The organism is Acinetobacter larvae (genome assembly GCF_001704115.1).
GTDB classification, from domain to species: Bacteria; Pseudomonadota; Gammaproteobacteria; order Pseudomonadales; family Moraxellaceae; genus Acinetobacter; species Acinetobacter larvae.
This window is the reverse complement of the sequence record NZ_CP016895.1, coordinates 1,592,471-1,610,618: the sequence shown is the minus strand read 5'-3', so window position 1 is coordinate 1,610,618 and position 18,148 is coordinate 1,592,471. Positions and strand designations below refer to the sequence as shown.

The window sequence follows — 18,148 nt, the reverse complement described above, 5'->3', positions numbered from 1 at the left end:
TGAAACGAATTTAGCAAATCTACAGCGATCAAGACTCAATATGAACCGTACCGGGTTTGTCGGAGACCCAACTTTCTGAGAAACTACTCCGATGAAAAAAACAAACTATACCCCTGAGATCAGAGAACGTGCTGTTCGCTTAGTTCTAGAATCCAAAAAAGATTATCCCTCGAATTGGGCTGCAATCACTGCTATTGCGCCTAAAATAGGCTGTACTCCTGAAACACTTCGCACCTGGTATCAGAAACACCTTGATCTTCAAAATCCTAGCAAAGTTCAGCAGATGTCCGATCAAGAACGTATTAAAAAACTTGAGCGTGAAAATAAAGAACTACAACGTGCGAATGAGATTCTTCGTAAAGCAGCCGCTTTTTTCGCCCAGGCGGAGCTCGACCGCCCACGCAAATAATGGTGGATTTTATTCACAACAATAAAATCAAATATGGCGTAGAAGCAATTTGCACCATATTGCCCATTACAGCATCAACTTATTATCGCCACTTAGAGTTGATTGAAAATCCAGATAAACGTTCCAAACGAGCTTTGCATGATAAGCATTATGCAGAAGAAATTAAGCGAATATGGCGTGATAGTTCAGGTCGTTATGGCGTTCGTAAAGTGTGGGAGCAATTGAAAAAAGAAGGCTATAGTATTGCACGTTGCCGTATTGCGCGATTAATGCAACAGCTTGGTATACAAGGGATATGGCGTGGTAAGAACAAACAAACCACGCGGAGTCGCGATGATCAAAAACGTGCGGATGATTTAGTTAAACGCGATTTTACAGCACAACACCCGAACAACCTCTGGGTGGCTGACTTCACCTATATTCAGACCAATTCAGGCTGGGTATATACGGCATTTATCATTGATGTATTTTCAAGGGCTATCGTGGGCTGGAAAGTTTCTACACGTATGAATACTGATATGGTCCTTGATGCATTAGAACAAGCATTACATGATTGAGGGATGCCAAAGAATGTGATTCATCATTCTGACAGAGGTGTGCAATATTTATCGATTCGCTATACCAATCGCCTAGAATCAGCAAATGTAAAAGCCTCCGTTGGTACTACAGGTGATTCATACGATAATGCTTTGGCTGAAACAGTGAATGGTTTATACAAAATGGAGGTGATTGAATATTTAAAATCTGATTGGACGGGTCTATCTGATGTTGAACTTGCAACATTGAATTGGGTGGATTGGTTTAATAAAAAACGGCTACATAGCGCAATTGGATATGTATCTCCATTTGAATATGAAACGATATACTATGCTAAGATGAATCGGTTAGGTCAAGTGGCCTAACTTAAATAAAAAGTCTCCGACAAACCCGGTACGGTTCAATATTTTTCATTTTTAATCACCTGTATTTAGTGCATGTAAAATATCAACATAGTAAGAAAAAAGCCACCTAGGTGGCTAATCTTCATAAAATTTAACGGCGAGGTTTTACATCGAAGTTTTGACGAACTTGCTTAGACTCATGCGAATTGGATTGCCCGACCCGCCCCCAAGACTCTTTAACAGCATCTCGCGCCTCACGCCGTACAACATCAATCGTTATCGCGCTATCAGCTCCTGTAGTGGTTTCAGCATAGGTGCCGGGTGGCGTATTGATAATGATTTTAGGCTGTACGGTCGCGCTACTAGCAGACTGATTTTCTCGAATAGCCTTGGATTTTCTACTTAACCTGAGTTCGATGAAAAACGTTCAACCTTTCAGCATATTTTTGAAAGTTGGCTTATTCGGATTTAAACAATAAGCCACTACAGCAGCCATAATATTTACCATGAAATTATTCACAGAACGATGACGCGAATGGTCAAGTTGATGTAAGTTTTTTAACTGATCATTCACCGTTTCTATTAATCCTCTTCTGCCAAGCAATTGTTTTTCTTCTTCAGTTCGGAGTGGCTTGTTTTTCATATTCTTACGTGATGGAGTCAATATTTTTAATCCTCTTGCTGCTAAAGCCTCTGTCTTAGCTTTGCTTAAATAGCCTTTATCTCCTAATAAAATGCCTTTTAATTCTTTGGTTAAAGACTCTAGTACAGCAATATCATGGATATTCCCTGATGTTACTTTAATATTAATAATTTCACCTAAGTTATTGATAACCATGTGTAATTTAAAACCATAGAACCACCCAGTACTACTTTTTCCACGATTCGCTAAGCCTTTAAATACGCGGTTTCTTTTAATTCTAAGATTATGACAAACTACAAGTTTGGTTGAATCAATAATACTAATTCCTGTATCAGTTCCTTTAACCTGATGAAAAAAGCTACTCAAAGCTTGTAAACAACGTGGCATGATTTCAATAAAACGATTATAGCTCAGCAGCTTAGGAAATGCTGATTTCCAAAAAGGGATGACCATGTGGCAGTAAAAATATTTAAAGAATCTAAAACCTGATTGGTGAAATAAGATAACAATTGTCATGATCTCAGATAAACTTAAAGCTGACTTTTGAACTGGCTTATTTTGCTCAGGAATAAGAGCTTTCTCTAGAGATTCGTTAAATATTTTGCAAAAATCATCCACTTTACAGAATAATTCGGTAATATGATCCATAGAAAAGCCTTGTGTTTTAACTTTTGTCTTAAGAACCAATAAGTTATAAACATTAAGGCTTTTTTTCTACTTTTTTTATGTCGAACTCAGGTTAAAATTAAAATATTCGAAAAAGTCGAACCTTTCGCCGATATTATTGTTCGTATCCCAAGTGAAAAAACTGCCGCATATGTCAATCAACTTTTACCGCTAATGTTTTTTCTAAACCAACAACAGTACTCAGCAAAACGTTATGAACTCACATTATTAGAGCAAAAAATACAACAAACGCAGCGTGTAGAACAAAATACCCCTAACCCACAACGCAATGAAATCGATCGATTAACCCAGTTAGAAGTAAATGATCGTGTGCGTTACAGTACCATTCAATTGAATATCCATCAGCCTGCTACGGTGCGTGAGCGCATAGATATTGATATTGCAGCTGTGGCAGCTCAACATGGTAATAGTTTTTGGCAACGTGCTTGGCAAGGTTTATATACAGGCTGGTATTTTATTTTAAATTTAGTGATCTTTCTTATTACTATTTGGCCTATTTATTTAATTGTAGTATTGCTGCTCCTTGCTTATCGTTTGATTAAGCCATACTACAATAAATTTAGCACAATAAGACAGCACTCAAACAACCAACACAATAAACCAGAAGATCCCAAAGATAATACTAAAACCTGAGTTCGACATAAAAAAGTAGAAAAAAAGCCTTAATGTTTGTAACTTATTGGTTCTTAAGACAAAAGTTAAAACACAAGGCTTTTCTATGGATCATATTACCGAATTATTCTGTAAAGTGGATGATTTTTGCAAAATATTTAACGAATCTCTAGAGAAAGCTCTTATTCCTGAGCAAAATAAGCCAGTTCAAAAGTCAGCTTTAAGTTTATCTGAGATCATGACAATTGTTATCTTATTTCACCAATCAGGTTTTAGATTCTTTAAATATTTTTACTGCCACATGGTCATCCCTTTTTGGAAATCAGCATTTCCTAAGCTGCTGAGCTATAATCGTTTTATTGAAATCATGCCACGTTGTTTACAAGCTTTGAGTAGCTTTTTTCATCAGGTTAAAGGAACTGATACAGGAATTAGTATTATTGATTCAACCAAACTTGTAGTTTGTCATAATCTTAGAATTAAAAGAAACCGCGTATTTAAAGGCTTAGCGAATCGTGGAAAAAGTAGTACTGGGTGGTTCTATGGTTTTAAATTACATGTGGTTATCAATAACTTAGGTGAAATTATTAATATTAAAGTAACATCAGGGAATATCCATGATATTGCTGTACTAGAGTCTTTAACCAAAGAATTAAAAGGCATTTTATTAGGAGATAAAGGCTATTTAAGCAAAGCTAAGACAGAGGCTTTAGCAGCAAGAGGATTAAAAATATTGACTCCATCACGTAAGAATATGAAAAACAAGCCACTCCGAACTGAAGAAGAAAAACAATTGCTTGGCAGAAGAGGATTAATAGAAACGGTGAATGATCAGTTAAAAAACTTACATCAACTTGACCATTCGCGTCATCGTTCTGTGAATAATTTCATGGTAAATATTATGGCTGCTGTAGTGGCTTATTGTTTAAATCCGAATAAGCCAACTTTCAAAAATATGCTGAAAGGTTGAACGTTTTTCATCGAACTCAGGTTACTAAAGATCAAAGTTTATGATCAGCATTTATCGCTTCAGTCGAATATTGAACGACTAAGCGATAAAAACTCCGTCTCTTTTAAACCACCATAGCGCGATATTGATCGACTGCGCTATGGTGGTTTCTGATAAAGTGAGGAATATTCATAGTACTTGTAGTATTTGCGCTAGCTCATATCATTAACATCATAGCTATACAGCTTGCCAAATTGATCATAATATAAAGTGAGATTGTGGCTAGTCTTAAGCTGTATATATTGCGCTATGTTAATATCGAAATGAGTAACAAACTGCTCTGCCGAAATATTATTGAAGAAAAAACGTCGTTCCATATGACTAAAACGCAGCCAGTTATAGCAAGCCCATAGTATCAATATCAAGCCACAGCACAAGATTAACAAACTGATATTTACTAAGTTATCCATTCGCGCTGAACTATAGTCTATAAAGATATAATGTTGAATTGTGGTAATCTCAAACCACCATAAAAACAATGTGGCTACCGGTAATAAGATCAACATAAATATCGTCCAACCCACCACCTGTAAACTATATCCTGCCAGCTTGTTTTTTACATAATGTGGTTTATCGATATACTGTGGTATATCTAATAAACTCTCATCTTCAATGAGCTGGTATTCCTGCTGTGGTATTGTCATGATTATTCTCCATTAAAACCGCGATCAGGGCTTACCCAACGGGCACGTTTTTTCTTTTGAAATATGGTTTTAGGTAATGCACAAACTGTAGTTAAAGTCGTGATAAACCAGAAAAATAATGGATACCAAATCACCCAAAAATAATTCAGTACAAAGCGTTTATTACCATCATAACGTTTGTCAATCCACAAGCTTACTGCAAACTGCACCAAACAAGTCAGCCCTAACATTGCACCATACCATTCAGGTAATAAGGATTTTATATATAAGCCCTCTGGCAGATAGATAAATAAACCGAGAAAATAAAGCACAATAATAAAGATAATGGTATAAGACCAAATAATACTCACCATAATTTCTAAAATTACTGGCCACATACGACGTAAACGCCATCTGAGTATTTTATGAAAATAGCTTATTAAGACCTCTATGCCCCCTTGCGCCCAACGTAAACGTTGTTTCCATAGACCTGTAAATGTTTCTGGCATATAGATATAACAAAGCGCTTGTGGGATATATTGCACATCCCAATGGTCAAACTGCAATTTCCAAGAGATATCAATATCCTCCGTAATCTTATCATCAGACCAAAAACCGACACGTGCCAATGCTGTTTTTCTAAAACCTGCAATAACGCCAGATACCGTAAAAATGCGCCCATAGGTTCGCTGTGCACGTTTAATCAAACCAATAATCGATGAAAACTCTCCAACTTGGAGTTTGCCTAAAATACTAGAGCGATTAATAATTCTCGGATTACCTGTTACTGCACCAACACGCGGTAAATTCACCATCTGTGGCATCATCCATAACACAGCATGCGGATGTAATAAGGCATCACCATCAATACATACCAAATACTCATATTGGCTGACCAATGCACCGGAACGTAATGCGACCGCTTTACCTTGGTTTTCAGCCAAATGTACTACCCGCAATTGCGGATGTATTAACTGCAACTCATCTAAAATCGCTGCTGTTTGATCAGAACTTCCATCATTTACTGCAATAACTTCAAATAAAGGATATTGTGTTTGCAAGGCATAACGAATCGTTTCACGAACCTGTGCTTGTTCGTTAAAACACGGAATGATAATGCTACACCCCTCTTCCGTTGGCTGCGGCAATTTCGGTTTAGGGAATTCTCGTTTAAAAAAGAACCACAGCCCCCCGATAATCCAGATCCACGCCATTAATAATGGATAATAAAAAGCAAAATCGAATAAATAATCTAACCAACTCATGGACTTTTCTCCTGAGTCATTTGGAAATAAGGATCTTGATATAAAACCGGACTATCGTTTTGGCTGAGTGGATCATATAAATATTCAAAAACCTGTTGACGATTGGCAAAGCCATACTGTTGCACGCCAATATTTTGTAAGCCTAACCGTTGCATTTCGACTAAGAATTGCTGTGCTCTTTGCCAATCTTTGGGCGTATTTAGATTAGATAAATCAACATGTATCGCAATGCGGTTTTTATAATTCTGTGCTAAGGGTTGTAAACTCTGCTGTAACTGAGCCCATTGTTTTTTATCTAAATTCGGCTGAATGGTCACATCAATAAAATCTACATATTGAAGTAGTGTCGGTAATGCGGCTATAAACTGCGGACTATCTTGTGTATTTAACTGCCCTGCCAATGCAATATCAAATGGATAACTGACACTAGAATAATGTAAAGCAACTTTTTTAATATCTTTGAGCATCTGTAATTGGCGTTGTACTTCCACATTAGATGGTTGTAAATATCCTGCAAATTGATCAGCGGTATCAAACTGTATACCCAATAATCGCGTATTATTTTTCATTAAATCTGCGCTAAAACGAGCAAGATAATCTGGCTGAGCAGTAAAGAAAGCCATCGGAATTTGAGCATAAACATTATTGAATGTTCTGGTCATCATCTGCCAGGTCATACGGTTCATCAAATCCTGTTTAACAGGAAAAATACTATTCGGTACAAAAGCATAAATACCATTTTTATCCTGATGCAAAACATTTAACACCACACGATCAACACGTTGTGCTTGAATACTATTGAGCATTGCCCCCAGTTTTTGATCTGCTTGTTGTGGATCAGCTTCAACCAGTTCATTGAGATTTAAGCCAATGCTGTGGAACTGTTCGATCTTTTTATCATCATGATAATGAATGATATTCAGCATATTTTGTCGTAATCCCTCAGCTGTAGGATTGTCATTGACTAAATAGCGACGGAGTACTGCATCAGACACCGTATTTAAACCGGTATCGCCCAAACTAAAAGACAAAGGCAAGCCCACTTCATGTGCAATTTGTTCTACTTCTGGGGTGACAGCACCATAAGGCCAAATCATTGCAATGGTGTTAATCCCAATATTTTGATCTAAAAGTTTTTTAGACGTCGCTAAATCTTGATAAATACGTTGGCGATATTCCTGATCTGTTTCATAACGCTTTAAATGATGAAAATATTGTCTAGAAATCGCAGCAGGTTCTTCATTATTTTGCGGATTAGCAATTACGCCTTGATGTAGACTATGTGAATGACTAGCAAATTCCACCAAGCCCGAAGCTTGCATTTCACGCATTTGTGCCCAAGTCATCATGTTATTTTTACCATAAGCAATCTCACCGCCAGGATTACTCCCTTCGGTCCAACTGGTGACGATGGCAAATACTGCAGGAAGCTGGTACTGCTTCAATAAGGGAAAGGTGTGGCTATAACTGCTTAACATACCATCATCAAAACTCAGTAAAACTGCATGTTCTGGCAGTTTAGTTTTCCCTTGTCTTGCCTCTAAAATCTGTTTTAAAGTAACCGGTTGCCATTTTGATGTACTCAACCAAGCCAAAAAATCAGCTAAGTTTTTGCTACTGATCGCAAAGGGATCACGGTCACCAACTCGCAATACATCATCTCTCACATCATGAAAATTTAGCGCAAATGATTGATTCTCTTTTAAGGAGTCATGAAATTCTTCTGCATAGCCCATACTGGACTGAACAGCCAAAGCCAGCAGGCACAACTTTGTCATTTTTAATAATATTTTCATTAAAAAACTCCCTCGAAACCCAATAATCCATAAACATTATTTTCCATTTGCCCATCATAGGCGCGGCGGCTCCACCCTATGCCATATTGCAAATTCCACGTTCGAGACAGCGACCACTGATGTAAATACTGTGCATGTACGATGGCTTTATTGGCATAGTCTTGTTGAGCATAGATCCCAGCGCCCACAGTAAACTTCTGATAAAAATCACGCTCATACTTTCGCCAAGTTAGCCAGTCATACTGCAAGCTGAAATCAACTTGATAAAATGCACTAGGATTAAAATAAACGGCATTGTCCAGGGTGTTTTTGCCATATTCACTGCTCAAACGCGCATCCACAAGATGATGTGGGCGTGCCCATACACGCTCTGTCCATGCGGCAGACCAAATGTGTTGTCGATTATCATCACTACTTTGAGTCTGTTGATAGCCGGCTTGAATAGCGCGTGATTCATTTTGTTTCCATAACACATCCGCAGCAAAACGTTGACCATGTGCATGCTCAGCAAGGGCTTGCAATGCAATAGGTGCACGGCTGTTATATTGCAATTGATATTGCCAGTGATCGTTGAGCCAATGTGACCATGACAGATCTACGCCAAAATCCTGTTGCTTATTATTTTGACTCAGCGCTAAACTAAAGTTTTTACGTTGTGCAGCCCATTCCATACCGGCACCATAACGCTGTTCTTGAATTTTATTTTGCTCATACTCTCCCATCCGGGTTTGATACAAGGCAAAAACCCGATAATTTTCATTCATCCAAGGTGAATTAATGCGTGTTTCGGTATCTAAATCTCGGCTCGCTTTGAGATTGGGATTCAGTTTATCGGTGCTACTTTTACCAGCCATACTTTCATGCTGAATGCTAAAATGTTCACGGTCATGTAGCTGCTTCCGGCTAAGCATCACACTACTATCTGTTGGATATAGCTGTAAAAGCTTCATTAAATCAGCACGCCACGCCGAAATATTTTCTAAAGCTTGATCATTTTGCATCTGATTAATTTGTGTTGCTTTATCAATTGGCATCCGCCCATTTAAGCGCGCTAAATTCTGCTGAGCCGTGAGTGGCAGCCCTCGCCAACGCTGAATCTTGACCAAATCATTACGTAAGGTTTCATTATCTGGTGCTTTTGCCAATAGCGCTTGATAGTGTTGCTCTGCTTGAGACAGTTGATTGCGATATGCTAAGTTTAGACCTTGTAAACTCATATATTCATAACGATCTGCTGCAGTCGTTTTATCAACACCTTTGGCATGACTATAAATAAAAACTGGAATCAGCTGATCTACAGCTTTGACCAGTCGTTGTGCTTTGGCATAGTTTTCTTGTTCAATATAGGCATAATACAAACTGCTATATAGTTCTATATCTGGATAATTTTTCTCATGCAAAAGACTTTCATAAAGCTGCTGTGCTTGTCGCGGTTGTCGCTGAGCCAGATAAGCATTTGCCAATGCATGTCTAACGTAGGCAGGCATCTGGTAGACATCAAGTTTCGATTCTATAGCCAGCGCTATGGCGCCTTGGGCATCACCTCGCACGCTCAAAGCATAAATCGTGTTATAACGCCAATTTAAATATTGTGTGGCATTGGCTGCCATACTGGCACGTAATTGCTCAGCATAAGCAAGACTATCATCTAATGCTTGGTAACTGAGTGCGTCCGACTCACCCTGCAAGCTCAGAAACTTATAACGTTGTATCGCATCCCGAATGCGTTTACTCAGTTCTTGTAGTTGTACATCACGGACCAGATCTGGGTTTTGTTGCGCTAAGTCAGATCCTTCTAATAAAGACAATGCCTGCGTGCTATTGCCTAAAGCCATCAACACATAGACATATTCTTCAAGCATCGCAGCATGATCGGCTTGTATAGCATAAGCTTTTTGGACCACATTTAGACTTTCTATCGGTTGATCAAGCAAACGATACGCATATGAAACTGCCAGTAGCTCTGATAGATTCAGCTCAGACCAAACCAATGCTTTTAAATGTGCCATCGCTGGTTCTTTCTGAGTCGCTTCGGCATACAGTACTGCTTGTAATACCGCGATATTTAAGCTGGGTTGCTGTTGTTGAAAACGCTTTGCCCAATCTAAAGCCAACTGATATTGTGCCGCATGTCTTAGTCCTTGAAGAACTGCTGCATAGGCATAGCTTGGAAAAGTATCCAATTGAATAGCAGATAATCTCACCAAGTCTGCTTGATCGAAAGCTTGTAGTTGTGCGCGTAACATCAAATAATCTGCCAGTAGTAAGTTATCCGCTGGATACAAGGCAAGTAATTGTTGTAAACGTTTTAAGCTTTCAGTTGTTGAGCCACTATAATACAGCGCAACAGCCTGTTCTCTTTGTTGGGTTACATTGGGTAATGGAGTGGCATAGCCATGCGTGGTTAAAGCGCTGCAAATATAAAGCGGTATAGGAAGTAAACCGAATAAGAATTTATTATTTATAAATATCACAATCGCACCTAGCCAATATAAATTAAATATTGTGTGATTTGTGTCACACTCTTATATATGGCTGGATTATTGCACAGCAATTTGTAACGACTTGTAGGTGTTACTGGCGATTTTGATTTATACCAAACGATAAAATTACACTTTTAAAAATAATTAACATATACCATTACATTAATCACATTATATAAACCACGTAAGCTATAACATTGATATTCTTGTTAAATTTTAGAGTATTCACTCAGTTTTTTAACATTTACAATCTAAACTGATTATTTTAAATGCTCTTTTTTTATGTCTTTAGCTCCCATTACCCAGCGCAGACCCTGTATTTTCTCTAACAAAATGCTCATATTCAAGCCAGCTACATTCAAGTTAAATCTAGCGCATTTTGCCTGCAGTAATGTTTTAATCTTCACATAAGAATACGCACATCAATCACAAGAATTGCTGCCTGTTCTTTTTCTTTTGAGCAGTTTATGATGAATTGCTGCCACATATTTTGCCCTTTGTCTTTGATTGCAGCTTTGAGCCATATGGTCAAAACATTGCCAAAAGCTTAGCCATCAGCATAAAAAACGGCATTGTATGAAATGCCGTTTTTCGCGTTGAATGAATATTTAGTGTGTAGCGCTTGCCTAAATCAAGTGGCTTTTATATTTACACAATTTATTTGATTTTAGCTTTCGATTTTAAATACTCAGCATAATCATTTAACAATTGCTGACCACGCAAACCTTCATAGAAAGCTTTTTGTTGTTTCAACACTTCTGCTGGAAGTTTGTTGATATCATCTTTTTGTACATCAGCTACTGCCACAACAATCAAATCATTGTCCAAAGCCACAGTATCGACGGACCATTTACCTGCTGCAGGCTGCGGTAAACTAAATGCAACGCGTTGCACTTCAAGCGTTACCTGTCCACGATTCCGTATGCCTATATGTTCAAAGTTCAATTTACTGGTTGCTAAAGCTTGTTGTGCAGGTTGTGATTTAAATGCGGCTAAACTTTGCTGCAAATCTTTCTTGGCAGCTTCATAAGCTTTTTTCTCTATCAATTTCGCTTGTACTTTGGCTTTTACCTGTGCAAGATCCTGCACTTTGCTTGGATAGTACTGACGAACTTTTACCCAAACAATATCACCTTGAGGACCAACTTGAATGTTGCTTGAGGCATTACGATCACCATTCACAACATCTTCATTAAATAATTTCACTTTCACTGCTGGATCAGACAGCACAGGATGTTGAGTAAATAAGGTGAAATCTTTGACGGTATCGATACGAGCTGCTTTAACTTGTTGGGTTACCACATCTAAGGCATCGTTATCGACAACCAATTCATTGAGCTTGTTGACGGTATCGCGGAACAGATTATCAGACTTGGTTTGCTGAACTTCAGCACTCAAACGCGCTTTTTCAGCTTCAAAACTCGCTACCTGACTTGCCTGAGCTTTTGCGACAATTAAATGATAGCCATAATCTGTTTTGACTGGTGCTGTGACTTTGTCCTGACTACTGAGTACTGCCTGATCAAATGCGGCACCAAATGCTCCCGCAGTATAATTAATTTTACCGCCTTCAGTTTTACTTAGGCTATCTTCAGAATATTGCTTAACCGCTTCAGCAAAGCTTAAACCCGCTTGGATTTTTGCATAAACTTCATCTGCAACTTTTTTGGCTTTGGCTGGATCATTATCATGTTGATCTAAACTAATCAGCAATTGTTTCACATCGTACTGCTGATTTTTTTTAGCCTCAGCAACATACTGTTGATAAGCCTGTTGTAACTCTTGCTCAGTAACTGGCGTCACTTGTGCTGCTAACATCGCGGGCTGTACAACAACATAATCAACATCCACGCGTGCGGCTTGTTTATACTGCGCCTGATGTTTGTTGTAATAGTCCTGTACTTCTTGAGCTGAAACCTTAACCTTTTGCTTATAATCATCCAATTGCACTTTGGCTAAAAATAAATCGCGTTTTTCAGTTTGTAAGTTTAGGAACTGTTGCACATCAATATTATTGACCAGTGCATTTTGGGCAATGCCTGCAGCGAGCATATTATATGCATGGTCTTTACGTAAATCATTAATCAAAGCTTGTTTCGAAAGCCCATTACCGCGTAAGTATTGCTCAAACCTAGCTTGAGAAAATTTACCATTTTCTTGAAAAGTTGGTTGCTGTGCAAGCATTTGAGAAATTTGCGCATCACTTAAACCCAAACCAAGATTGATTGCTTGTTGAGTTAATAAAGTTAATGAAATCAAATCTTCTAAAGCTAGATTTTCAATAAAAGGCTGATTGAGTAAAGTTTCATCACCATTCACTTTATTGTCTTTTAATAATTGTGAATTATATAACTTAACTCTGTTTTCTAATTCTTTTTTAGAAATCTCTTGCCCATTGACCACTTTGACTACGTCTGCCTTAGACCCCCCACTGAAATAGCCCTCTATGCCAATAAAAGCAAAGGGGGTTAAAAACAAAATGAGAAGGAGCTTACCAAACCAGCCCCTAATGAGTGTACGAAACGCTTCCATAGTTAATCCAGTATTTTATTTGCTTGCGATTTTAACTGAAATCGGGTAACGAATGAATCTACAAATTAGCTTTATTTGAAATAATAAGAAAAAACGCGCCCCAGCGGCGCGTTTTTAGAAAGTAATCACTTAAGCGACTGTGTCTTTTAAACCTTTACCCGCTTTGAAGCTCGGAACTTTACTTGCTTTAATTTGTAATTCTTCACCTGTTTTAGGGTTACGTCCAGTACGTGCAGCGCGATCTTTTACGCTAAATGTACCGAAACCAACTAAAGTAACTGTATCACCATTTTTCAATGCTTCACTGATCGAAGCAATCGTTGCGTCTAGCGCTTTACCAGCATCGGACTTAGATAATCCCCCTTTTTCCGCAATGACGTCGATTAATTCTGATTTATTCATGAAAAATAATTCCTCTTATATCGTTTGTTTAAGATTCAAGGCTTAAAATTAAAAAGGCCATGCAACTTTATAGCAATGCTTGAGGGTGAAGTGCAATACTAGAGCCGTGCTTTTCACAAAAATAAATCACATAAAGTGTTAAATAAAGGCCTTTTCGACTATTTTATATCAATTTCAGTCGTATCAGATTTCAACTTATGATTTTCTTCAATGAGTAGATCAACTTTTTGCTGTAATTGCAAAATTAAATTTTCTAAACGTTGAATATCTTTTACTGTGACTAAGCCTATCCGATTTAAAGGATGATTCATACCATGTTCAGCATTTTTTTCAGTTTTTTCTTTTAAATGCTCTTTATCACGCTGCTGTTCAGAATGCCCCAAAGCCGTAGATTGTTCATAAGCTTTATCACTGCTAAACTCAACTTCCTCACCGGCTTTGACCAAGGAGTCAAATAATTTATTGCCTTCTTCTTCTGCGCGTGAAAAAGCCCCTAATCCAGCCAGCCAAATTTGCTTGGTATACTTTCTAAAATCTAGCGCATTTCTTCTAATGCTTACTTTACGCTTTGATTTTATTTTTTTTTCAGTCAAATCTGCAGCATGTTGTAGCGAAATATTTTTAACGTTGATTTTTTGATCCATCACATGCAACTCCTGATATATTTTGCGAGCAAGCACTATATTCACGCTATTTATTGTTATATTAACAAAGAAATCACTTGAAGCTTGCGCAAAACTGTTCTACAAAGCACATATTAAAACTGTCTTTATGTGAAAAATATCACACAATCAGCACAGCGCCAACAGATTTTATAGCTCTGAAAAAGGAATTAAAGGAATATCTTATGATTAAATCGAAACAACAGCCTGGTCAAACTCGTTTGTTGTTAAACATGATCATGATCATTTTAGAAACTTGTTATTCCTTTATATTAAAATATGATCACATCGTCGCTGCGCAAACTGCAAAATTTGTGCAGCGCAATGTGAAATTAAAGATTAACAGTTATTTGCCCTATTTTGATTTCTACGTCGTGTTTACAGAACAAGGAATTTTGTTTGATCTCAATGCGCCAGAACAACCGGTCGATCTAACACTCAACAGTACTCTCATCGAACTGATTAAGATTTTTGTCTTTGCCAATCCACGCTCAATTCGCAAAATGCGTTTTGATGGTGATAAAGAAATCCGGGCTCAATTTAAAGATATGCTGTTGAGTTTAACTTTACCGAAAATCTTAGCCAATAGCAGTTCTTGGCTTGCAGTATTAGGTCTGCGCTGGTCTGAAGCTAAATTTAATCAGCGTGTATCGCATTTAGTCGACAAAATAGACGAGCAACGCACTGAAATATCAACATTAAAGGTTGAGCTAAAACAACACAAAAATCGCGTACGACATCTACAGAAACGTCAAACTTGGCTCATACGTTTATTGGTTGTGATAACACTATGTCTTCTTGCGTTATTGCTGTACAATATGTTCGGTGTAATTTCTCATAAATGAAATAAATAAAACAATCACTAAGATTAAAAATGGGTTAAAGCATGATCTAAAATTGAATGCTCAAAATTGTTCTTAAAAAAACTTGACTATTTTAGTCAGGATTCTTAAAATTTGCCTATCTAGTCTTAAATGTGTATCAGATCATGCGCTTAACCACCCGCGGTCGCTACGCAGTGACTGCACTACTGGACCTGGCATTGCAGCCCACTGAGCAAACGATTACGCTTGCTGAAATCGCCAATCGCCAATCAATATCTGTTGCGTACCTAGAACAACTCTTCGCAAAACTCAAACGCCACGGCTTAGTCGCCAGTGTTCGAGGCGCAAATGGAGGATATTATCTGGCACGCCAATCTAGCGAAATTACCATTTTAGAAATTATTGAAGCGGTTAACGAAAAAGTTGACGCAACCCGATGTGATCATAAAGGTAATTGCCAAAATGGTGCGATGTGTTTAACCCATGATCTTTGGCATGAACTCTCGATGCATATCGCTGACTACCTCTCTAAAATTACGCTTGCTGACCTAGTAGCACGTGACAACGTACAAACCGTTGCCTTACGCCAAAATTCAACACCATTTGATTCAGCCATATTATCGGCTACAGGTATTTAACATGACTAAACGTCCAATTTATCTTGACTATGCGGCAACTACACCTGTAGATCCGCAAGTAGCAGAACGTATGATGGAATGTCTTACATTTGACGGCACTTTTGGTAATGCTGCCTCTCGTTCGCATGCTTTCGGCTGGCAGGCTGAAGAAAAGGTAGAATATGCGCGTGAACAAGTTGCAAACCTTATCAAAGCAGATCCACGAGAAATCATTTGGACCTCAGGTGCAACAGAGTCAGACAATTTAGCGTTGAAAGGCGTGGCACAGTTTTACAAAAACCGTGGCAAGCACATTATTACCAGTAAGATTGAACATAAAGCAATTTTAGATCCTTGTCGTGAGCTTGAATCCGAAGGTTTTGAAATTACCTATATCGAACCTGAACCTAAAACAGGTCTAATCACACCTGACATGGTAAAGGCTGCACTTCGCCCAGATACCATCCTGGTTTCATTAATGATGGTCAATAATGAACTTGGTACCATCACTGATGTTGCTGCGATTGGTGAACTGACTCGTGCCAATAAAACCTTTTTCCATGTCGATGCCGCACAAGCTGCAGGTAAAATTGACATTGACCTCAGCACCATGAAAGTAGACCTCATGAGTTTTTCGAGCCATAAAGTCTATGGTCCTAAAGGGATTGGCGCACTTTACGTTCGTCGTTCACCACGTGTCCGTTTAAAAGCTCAAATCCATGGTGGTGGTCATGAACGTGGTATGCGTTCAGGTACATTAGCCACACACCAAATTGTGGGGATGGGTGAGGCATTTGAAATTGCAGGTAAAACGATGGCTGCAGAGCAACAACGCCTACGTAAACTACGTGACAAACTTTGGAATGGTCTACAAGATTTAGACCAAATATTCCTTAATGGTCACCCAACCTATAACGTTGCCAACTATCTCAATGTCAGCTTTAACTTTGTTGAGGGTGAATCATTGATGATGGCTTTAAAAGATATTGCGGTATCTTCTGGTTCTGCTTGTACATCTGCAACATTAGAACCTTCTTATGTATTACGTGCACTGGGACTATCTGATGAATTAGCACACAGCTCAATTCGCTTTAGTTTCGGTCACTACACAACAGAAGAAGATATCGATCACGTCCTCAGCGTCACCAAAACTGCCGTTGATAAATTACGTGCGTTATCACCACTGTGGGATATGTACCAAGAAGGCGTGGATCTCAGTACCGTTGAATGGGCTGAACACTAATCGTTTTTTAGGCTGAACGTTGAAATACAACAGAATGCCCAAATATCAACATAATCACGGCTGACCCCGAGGTTTGGAGAAGCAACATGGCTTATAGTGACAAAGTAATCGATCATTACGAAAATCCTCGTAATGTTGGCGTTTTAGACAAAAATGCAGATAATGTTGGTACAGGCATGGTCGGTGCACCTGCTTGTGGCGATGTCATGCGTCTACAAATTCAAGTTAATGACAGTGGTGTAATCGAAGAAGCACGTTTTAAAACTTATGGTTGTGGCTCTGCGATTGCATCAAGCTCATTGGTAACCGAATGGTTAAAAGGTAAAACCCTAGACGAAGCTCAGGCAATTAAAAATATCGATATTGCTACTGAACTGGCACTTCCACCCGTGAAAGTACACTGTTCAGTTCTTGCTGAAGATGCGATTAAGGCTGCTGTTGAAGATTACCGCAGCAAAAAAGCTAAAGCTTGATGATTGTCTCTGTTAAACATTGGAGTTTTCATGATCAATTTAACTGAAAATGCTGCAGCACATATTGGCAATTATCTAAAGAATCGCGGTAAAGGTGCAGGTATTCGCATTGGTGTGAAAACTTCTGGATGTTCGGGGTTGGCCTATGTACTGGAATTTGTAGATGACATCGATGTACATGATGTCGTGTTTGAACACTTTGGTGTCAAAGTTTTTGTCGACCCTAAAAGCTTAGTCTATTTAGATGGTTTAGAAATGGACTATGTCAAAAATGGTCTAAATGAAGGCTTTGAATTTAACAACCCAAATAAAAAAGGTGAATGTGGTTGCGGTGAATCCTTTACGGTTTAATCGCCACCCTTTCCCTCCTAAAACACACTAATCTACTGACAATTAAATCAATAACTTCATCTATTGATTATTGATTTAATTGTGCTACCCTCCGGACAGCCCCAGCAATGAACTATTTTGAATTATTTGAACTGCCAATCGCACTCGATCTAGATGAGAAGCAACTCAAAGCGAAGTATCTTAGCCTACAACAACAATTCCACCCCGATGTTGCCGCAGACAAAGAACAAGCTGTGGTCCGTTCTAGTGAAATCAACCAAGCCTTCAAAGCGCTTAGCAATGTTGATAGTCGTGCAGCGTATTTACTAGCACTCAACAAACAAGATCACCATTTAGATGAATCTATACATGATTTTGAGTTTTTACAGTCTGCGCTAGAAATCCGTGAACAATTAGATGACGCAATCGATGCTGAGCAACTGACTGGGCTTAAACATGATGTTGGTCAATGGTTAAATAGTCTTATTCGCGAGTTTAAACTAGATTATGATGAAGAAGATTGGATTGAAGCGCGCGAAACCGTGCGCAAGTTAAGATTCTTTCAAAAGGTTCTGGCCGATATAGACAAAAAAGAAGATCAGTTATTAGATGATGAAGATTTCAGTCTAGATGACGATTTTTAATACTGTAACATTG

General features: G+C 38.4%; 16 protein-coding genes, 1 pseudogene and 1 other annotated feature. Of the genes and pseudogenes, 9 read left to right on the top strand and 8 right to left on the bottom strand.

Annotation, left to right across the window (positions count from 1 at the left end):
* The first annotated feature begins 91 nt into the window (after positions 1–91).
* Positions 92–1,311, top strand: a pseudogene (locus BFG52_RS07085) (IS3 family transposase).
* Positions 367–475, top strand: a sequence feature (AL1L pseudoknot). It overlaps the preceding pseudogene by 109 nt.
* Positions 1,312–1,717: 406 nt before the next feature.
* Here the strand turns inward: BFG52_RS07085 and BFG52_RS07080 are convergent.
* Complete coding sequence (locus tag BFG52_RS07080) at positions 1,718–2,581, bottom strand: IS982 family transposase (protein ID WP_067553485.1); 864 nt, start codon at positions 2,579–2,581, stop codon at positions 1,718–1,720.
* A 192-nt stretch (positions 2,582–2,773) separates the two neighbouring features.
* Between BFG52_RS07080 and BFG52_RS07075 the strand changes: the two genes are divergently transcribed.
* Together BFG52_RS07075 and BFG52_RS07070 are read left to right on the top strand one after the other, a co-directional pair.
* Positions 2,774–3,253: a DUF4349 domain-containing protein gene (locus BFG52_RS07075; RefSeq protein ID WP_067554003.1), complete on the top strand. Its 480-nt coding sequence runs from the start codon at positions 2,774–2,776 to the stop codon at positions 3,251–3,253.
* Between the two features lie 85 nt (positions 3,254–3,338).
* Positions 3,339–4,202 (top strand): IS982 family transposase, encoded by an 864-nt coding sequence (locus BFG52_RS07070; RefSeq protein ID WP_067554000.1) that lies wholly within the window; start codon positions 3,339–3,341, stop codon positions 4,200–4,202.
* Positions 4,203–4,393: 191 nt separating this feature from the next.
* On the opposite strand, the gene pgaD is transcribed toward BFG52_RS07070, so the two are convergent.
* The 7 genes from pgaD to BFG52_RS07035 all read right to left on the bottom strand — a co-directional run bounded on the left by pgaD (position 4,394) and on the right by BFG52_RS07035 (position 13,986).
* Positions 4,394–4,885: a poly-beta-1,6-N-acetyl-D-glucosamine biosynthesis protein PgaD gene (gene pgaD / locus BFG52_RS07065; RefSeq protein WP_067553997.1), complete on the bottom strand. Its 492-nt coding sequence runs from the start codon at positions 4,883–4,885 to the stop codon at positions 4,394–4,396.
* 2 nt (positions 4,886–4,887) lie between these two features.
* On the bottom strand, positions 4,888–6,129 hold the full coding sequence (gene pgaC / locus BFG52_RS07060; protein ID WP_067553994.1) for a poly-beta-1,6-N-acetyl-D-glucosamine synthase: 1,242 nt from the start codon (positions 6,127–6,129) through the stop codon (positions 4,888–4,890).
* Complete coding sequence (gene pgaB, locus BFG52_RS07055) at positions 6,126–7,925, bottom strand: poly-beta-1,6-N-acetyl-D-glucosamine N-deacetylase PgaB (protein ID WP_067553991.1); 1,800 nt, start codon at positions 7,923–7,925, stop codon at positions 6,126–6,128. The genes pgaC and pgaB overlap by 4 nt, the downstream gene beginning before the upstream one ends.
* A complete protein-coding gene (gene pgaA, locus BFG52_RS07050; RefSeq protein ID WP_157758080.1) occupies positions 7,925–10,399 on the bottom strand; it encodes a poly-beta-1,6 N-acetyl-D-glucosamine export porin PgaA in 2,475 nt (824 codons plus the stop codon). Before pgaA ends, pgaB begins: the two co-directional genes overlap by 1 nt.
* A 666-nt stretch (positions 10,400–11,065) precedes the next feature.
* Entirely contained in the window at positions 11,066–12,940 is a 1,875-nt protein-coding gene (locus BFG52_RS07045) for a SurA N-terminal domain-containing protein (RefSeq protein WP_067553988.1), read from the bottom strand.
* Between the two features lie 129 nt (positions 12,941–13,069).
* The gene (locus BFG52_RS07040) at positions 13,070–13,342 is read right to left on the bottom strand and encodes an HU family DNA-binding protein (RefSeq protein WP_067553985.1); all 273 of its coding nucleotides are present in this window, start codon (positions 13,340–13,342) and stop codon (positions 13,070–13,072) included.
* A gap of 158 nt (positions 13,343–13,500) precedes the next feature.
* Positions 13,501–13,986: a phasin family protein gene (locus BFG52_RS07035; protein WP_067553982.1), complete on the bottom strand. Its 486-nt coding sequence runs from the start codon at positions 13,984–13,986 to the stop codon at positions 13,501–13,503.
* Between the two features lie 203 nt (positions 13,987–14,189).
* On the opposite strand from BFG52_RS07035, the gene BFG52_RS07030 reads away from it, so the two are divergent.
* From BFG52_RS07030 to hscB, 6 genes are all read left to right on the top strand, one after another.
* Positions 14,190–14,849 carry a hypothetical protein gene (locus BFG52_RS07030; protein ID WP_067553979.1) on the top strand — a complete coding sequence of 220 codons (660 nt, stop codon included), beginning with the start codon at positions 14,190–14,192 and terminating at the stop codon, positions 14,847–14,849.
* Positions 14,850–14,992: 143 nt separating this feature from the next.
* Positions 14,993–15,466 (top strand): Rrf2 family transcriptional regulator, encoded by a 474-nt coding sequence (locus BFG52_RS07025; RefSeq protein WP_067553977.1) that lies wholly within the window; start codon positions 14,993–14,995, stop codon positions 15,464–15,466.
* 1 nt (position 15,467) lies between these two features.
* On the top strand, positions 15,468–16,688 hold the full coding sequence (locus BFG52_RS07020; protein ID WP_067553975.1) for an IscS subfamily cysteine desulfurase: 1,221 nt from the start codon (positions 15,468–15,470) through the stop codon (positions 16,686–16,688).
* 86 nt (positions 16,689–16,774) lie between these two features.
* Entirely contained in the window at positions 16,775–17,161 is a 387-nt protein-coding gene (gene iscU / locus BFG52_RS07015) for a Fe-S cluster assembly scaffold IscU (protein WP_067553972.1), read from the top strand.
* Between the two features lie 30 nt (positions 17,162–17,191).
* Positions 17,192–17,512, top strand: a complete 321-nt coding sequence (gene iscA, locus BFG52_RS07010; protein ID WP_067553969.1) for an iron-sulfur cluster assembly protein IscA — start codon at positions 17,192–17,194, stop codon at positions 17,510–17,512.
* A 107-nt stretch (positions 17,513–17,619) separates the two neighbouring features.
* Positions 17,620–18,135 carry a Fe-S protein assembly co-chaperone HscB gene (gene hscB / locus BFG52_RS07005; RefSeq protein WP_067553966.1) on the top strand — a complete coding sequence of 172 codons (516 nt, stop codon included), beginning with the start codon at positions 17,620–17,622 and terminating at the stop codon, positions 18,133–18,135.
* The last annotated feature ends 13 nt before the right edge of the window (positions 18,136–18,148 follow it).

Bases quoted from the DNA above. Each gene is read 5' to 3' on its own strand.
- BFG52_RS07080 (WP_067553485.1), bottom strand. From the start codon at position 2,581: ATGGATCATATTACCGAATTATTCTGTAAAGTGGATGATTTTTGCAAA.
- BFG52_RS07075 (WP_067554003.1), top strand. From the start codon at position 2,774: ATGTTTTTTCTAAACCAACAACAGTACTCAGCAAAACGTTATGAACTC.
- BFG52_RS07070 (WP_067554000.1), top strand. From the start codon at position 3,339: ATGGATCATATTACCGAATTATTCTGTAAAGTGGATGATTTTTGCAAA.
- pgaD (WP_067553997.1), bottom strand. From the start codon at position 4,885: ATGACAATACCACAGCAGGAATACCAGCTCATTGAAGATGAGAGTTTA.
- pgaC (WP_067553994.1), bottom strand. From the start codon at position 6,129: ATGAGTTGGTTAGATTATTTATTCGATTTTGCTTTTTATTATCCATTA.
- pgaB (WP_067553991.1), bottom strand. From the start codon at position 7,925: ATGAAAATATTATTAAAAATGACAAAGTTGTGCCTGCTGGCTTTGGCT.
- BFG52_RS07045 (WP_067553988.1), bottom strand. From the start codon at position 12,940: ATGGAAGCGTTTCGTACACTCATTAGGGGCTGGTTTGGTAAGCTCCTT.
- BFG52_RS07040 (WP_067553985.1), bottom strand. From the start codon at position 13,342: ATGAATAAATCAGAATTAATCGACGTCATTGCGGAAAAAGGGGGATTA.
- BFG52_RS07035 (WP_067553982.1), bottom strand. From the start codon at position 13,986: ATGGATCAAAAAATCAACGTTAAAAATATTTCGCTACAACATGCTGCA.
- BFG52_RS07030 (WP_067553979.1), top strand. From the start codon at position 14,190: ATGATTAAATCGAAACAACAGCCTGGTCAAACTCGTTTGTTGTTAAAC.
- BFG52_RS07025 (WP_067553977.1), top strand. From the start codon at position 14,993: ATGCGCTTAACCACCCGCGGTCGCTACGCAGTGACTGCACTACTGGAC.
- BFG52_RS07020 (WP_067553975.1), top strand. From the start codon at position 15,468: ATGACTAAACGTCCAATTTATCTTGACTATGCGGCAACTACACCTGTA.
- iscU (WP_067553972.1), top strand. From the start codon at position 16,775: ATGGCTTATAGTGACAAAGTAATCGATCATTACGAAAATCCTCGTAAT.
- iscA (WP_067553969.1), top strand. From the start codon at position 17,192: ATGATCAATTTAACTGAAAATGCTGCAGCACATATTGGCAATTATCTA.
- hscB (WP_067553966.1), top strand. From the start codon at position 17,620: ATGAACTATTTTGAATTATTTGAACTGCCAATCGCACTCGATCTAGAT.